The 3,259-nt window shown below is 36.2% G+C and carries 6 protein-coding genes; all 6 read right to left on the bottom strand.

The genetic code is table 11. The annotated features are described in order from the left end of the window. On the bottom strand, nucleotides 1-931 hold a 931-nt coding region (locus tag K5S59_RS28540; protein WP_220784110.1), incomplete at its 3' end, for a protein rep. 96 nt (nucleotides 932-1,027) lie between these two features. Then, complete coding sequence (locus K5S59_RS28545; protein ID WP_220784111.1) at nucleotides 1,028-1,246, bottom strand: hypothetical protein; 219 nt, start codon at nucleotides 1,244-1,246, stop codon at nucleotides 1,028-1,030. A 403-nt stretch (nucleotides 1,247-1,649) separates the two neighbouring features. After that, nucleotides 1,650-1,910, bottom strand: a complete 261-nt coding sequence (locus K5S59_RS28550) for a hypothetical protein (RefSeq protein WP_220784112.1) — start codon at nucleotides 1,908-1,910, stop codon at nucleotides 1,650-1,652. A gap of 5 nt (nucleotides 1,911-1,915) precedes the next feature. Further along, on the bottom strand, nucleotides 1,916-2,182 hold the full coding sequence (locus tag K5S59_RS28555) for a hypothetical protein (RefSeq protein ID WP_220784113.1): 267 nt from the start codon (nucleotides 2,180-2,182) through the stop codon (nucleotides 1,916-1,918). Between the two features lie 306 nt (nucleotides 2,183-2,488). Further along, a complete protein-coding gene (locus K5S59_RS28560) occupies nucleotides 2,489-2,932 on the bottom strand; it encodes a hypothetical protein (RefSeq protein ID WP_220784114.1) in 444 nt (147 codons plus the stop codon). Nucleotides 2,933-3,062: 130 nt separating this feature from the next. After that, nucleotides 3,063-3,259, bottom strand: a 197-nt coding sequence (locus K5S59_RS28565; protein WP_220784115.1) for a Rolling circle replication protein, Rep63 protein, incomplete at its 5' end; no start/stop codon positions are given.

Genomic DNA, 3,259 nt, shown 5'->3' on the forward strand with positions numbered 1-3,259 from the left:
ATTCATCATCTGTTTTTTCTTCTAAAGTGAATCGTTTCTTCAAACCTCTCGACCATTGGAGTTGTCTTTTGCCTTTGAAGTGCTCAGCGTACTCTCTGAAAAGAATCAAATACTTTTCATCTTCCGTCGCAAGGTAATTTTTCAGAAAATCAAAAGGCTGCAATGAACCATCTTTAGGTTTTTTAATATGCGCTTTACTAAGCTCTTGATCCAAACCCCAACGACCGTGTTTAGCTATGTACTCATCAGAATTTCTTCCATTTTCCAATTTCAAACCATACTTACTATTTACTTTTAAATCGAATTTATCACAAGCTTTTTCCCACAAATCATACATTTTCTTTTCCATGTATTCCAAATCTGTTCTTTGTGTATAAAATAGGGCGATATGTGCATGAGGATGAAAACCATTGACACCATAAGTTACCTCAAGTGCTCTCACTCTACCTATCAAACCCATTTCATCACGAATATTTTGATAGGATTTTCCGCTCATAAACTTTTTTGTAGCTTTTGCAAATGCACTTAATATATCTTCTAACCTATCAAACTTTTTATGACTAAACGTCAAAGTTAACAAAGCTATGTAACCACCATCTTTTTTATGTAAATCAAAAGCGGTTTTCAACTCGTTCCGTCTGCGTTCCGAAATTTTAGCCGCACAAACAGGACAAGTCCAAACAGAACCACATACCATCAATCCACTAAAAAATGCTTTTAAAGTTTTTCTATGTTTCCAAACTTTAATATCTTCAACTGCATCTGCCTTCGGCAAACGAATTCTATTTCGAAGACATATCGAAACACGTTCACCAGGTAGCGCCACTCGAGCAACCGATTGACAATAATACCTCTCAGCTCTTGCCAATCTTAATTTCTCATCTAACTCTTCTCGCACTTCGTGCTCTGTTTTCAGCTCTGTATCTACCATCTCTCTCACCTCCTTTCAAAAAAGGTGACGGTGATTTCGTAATATATACCAAGACGAGATTTCCGCTTCACTCAATCTCTTTTTTTAAAACAAAAATCACACTACCATCTCTCTCTTTTTTTTAATCTCTTTTTCTGTTTCCATCGCTTTCTGTTTCCCAATTAACTCTGCCAACTCCCGTTGAATCTCAATTCTGGCTCGTGGATCATCGACTCTTTCTAAAACTCTGCGAAACGCATCTTCCAGAAATGAAAACCTAATTGTTCTTTTTCGATAAGGCTTTGTGGTTTGTGGTCGTCCCTTTTTCCGCCCCATTTGAAATCCCTCCAATCATTTATGTCGTACATAAATGATTCTACTATATCTCTATTTTTCTTGCAAATTTCTTAGATAGATTAAAAGAGTCTTCGTCAAGACTCCCAAAGACTCCCTAATCTCTCTCAGGCTTCCCTAAGGAATCGTCGAGTTCTGACGATTCCTTTTGGCTTCGCGATTCCTTGAAATCTAAGTACACCATTCTAACTAGAATGAAACTAGGCAATACACCCAAGACTAATATTTTAAAAACAATTTCAAACAAACTATTCGGCTCTCCAAACATCTTATCACTCCTCCCGCATCGGAAACTAGACAAGGACAAAAGTACGCTTTATCGCAAAGCTGAGCTCCCTTTGCACTCGTCTAGTCTACGACCACGGGAACAAAGGACAGCTACGCGCTACGCCCTTTCTGAAGCTACTAAACGACGATTTAATATATCTTCCTTACTGTAAACGGCTGCCCACTGTCTGTAACCAATACCCCACTTGTAAGCTTGTATTCTAGTTTGCTTCTCATCATCCGTTAATCTTATCCCGAAAAGCTTCCTCAATTCAGATATAGTCCACCAGTCAATATCAAACTCATCGTCACCACTAACACAACGATATTCAATAAACAAAGGAACATTTAAATGCCTTAATTCATCAGTAATTTGCATAACTATTACTCTGCAACTTTCTTAATAGACGTTAGATATAATCTAGCAACATCTTCATAATTGTCTTTACCATTTTTAGTTCCCGTTTTTGTTTTCTTTAAATTCACAACGATAGTTACTTCAACTTTTTCAAACTCCTCAAATTCACCCTCTGGATCCACCCCAAAAGTGCTGATTTTATTTTTATCTGAATCTAACAAAACATACATATTTGACTTACCAGCTTCTTTTACACTCACAAAATGATACACACCACTAATTTCAAATTTCACAATCAATCACCTCACCTTTTAAAAGTTTTTAATATTGTATTTTGATATTTAAACCTGTCAATTATTTGTTATACATTTTATCCGCTACCCTTTTATTTCACAGTCACATTGACGCACAGATTCCACCCTCTGCACTCTTACAAAGCAACCCCAGTAGGGAAAGTTCGCCCCACTGGAGCCACTTCGACGAGTGTAAAGCAAAGGGTCACTATGACATAAATGAGCTTTTGCGACATAATCGATTCGCTCCGATCTCTCCAATAAAAAAAGGTGTCACCATTAGGCGACACCTTTCATTTCACAATATTAAAAATGATTACCTGCACGAATATTACACGCTTGCATAAATACTCCTAACATTTCTTCACCGCGCGTAACAATATCAGCAACACTTACTTGATGTCCATTAAATAACGATAATCCGGCTTCAGCAAGAGCCCGAGAAGTACCTGTAAGAGCCCCTGCATTATGATGAACACTTTCCTCAACCTCAAACAACAAACATCCCAAAGGCCCATAATTCGTGTTCAATTTATCTAAATCATAACACTTAAAAATCTCTGGATGCGCTGCAACATAAATCGCACTTTCATACTCTGCATTCTGTCCTAAGCTCAAATCATATAAATCCATCATTTTTTTGAAATTTATCTCGTGTTCTACATCTGCATAAAATATCATATTCTCACTCAACCAACCTACCAAAGATTCTATTTCTGCAAGTTCATTAGATGCTATTTTTGTACTCACTGTATCTCTCCTTTTTTTACAATCCAAAAAATTTAAATATATAAAACCAAGCAAATATAACAAACCTTTGCCTTGAAATCTATTCGCATATTTGTATATAATCTAGTTATCAAAATTTAAAACATTTCTTTTAAGTCAAGTTCTTGTCCGGAGCTTGTCTTTTTTTTTGCGGAAAACACGAAGTTACAATATTCAACGCCTCTTCGAAATCATTTTTTTCACATAAATCTAAGAAATATGAACGATGATTGTTTTTTAAAATTTTCTTCCAAACATCATAGTCAATCAACCCTAGCAAATCAGCCTCTTCAGTCTTTTCTTTCGCCA

The sequence above is a fragment of the Bacillus sp. BML-BC051 genome (assembly GCF_019656175.1).
Taxonomy (GTDB): Bacteria; Bacillota; Bacilli; order Bacillales; family Bacillaceae_G; genus Bacillus_A; species Bacillus_A mobilis.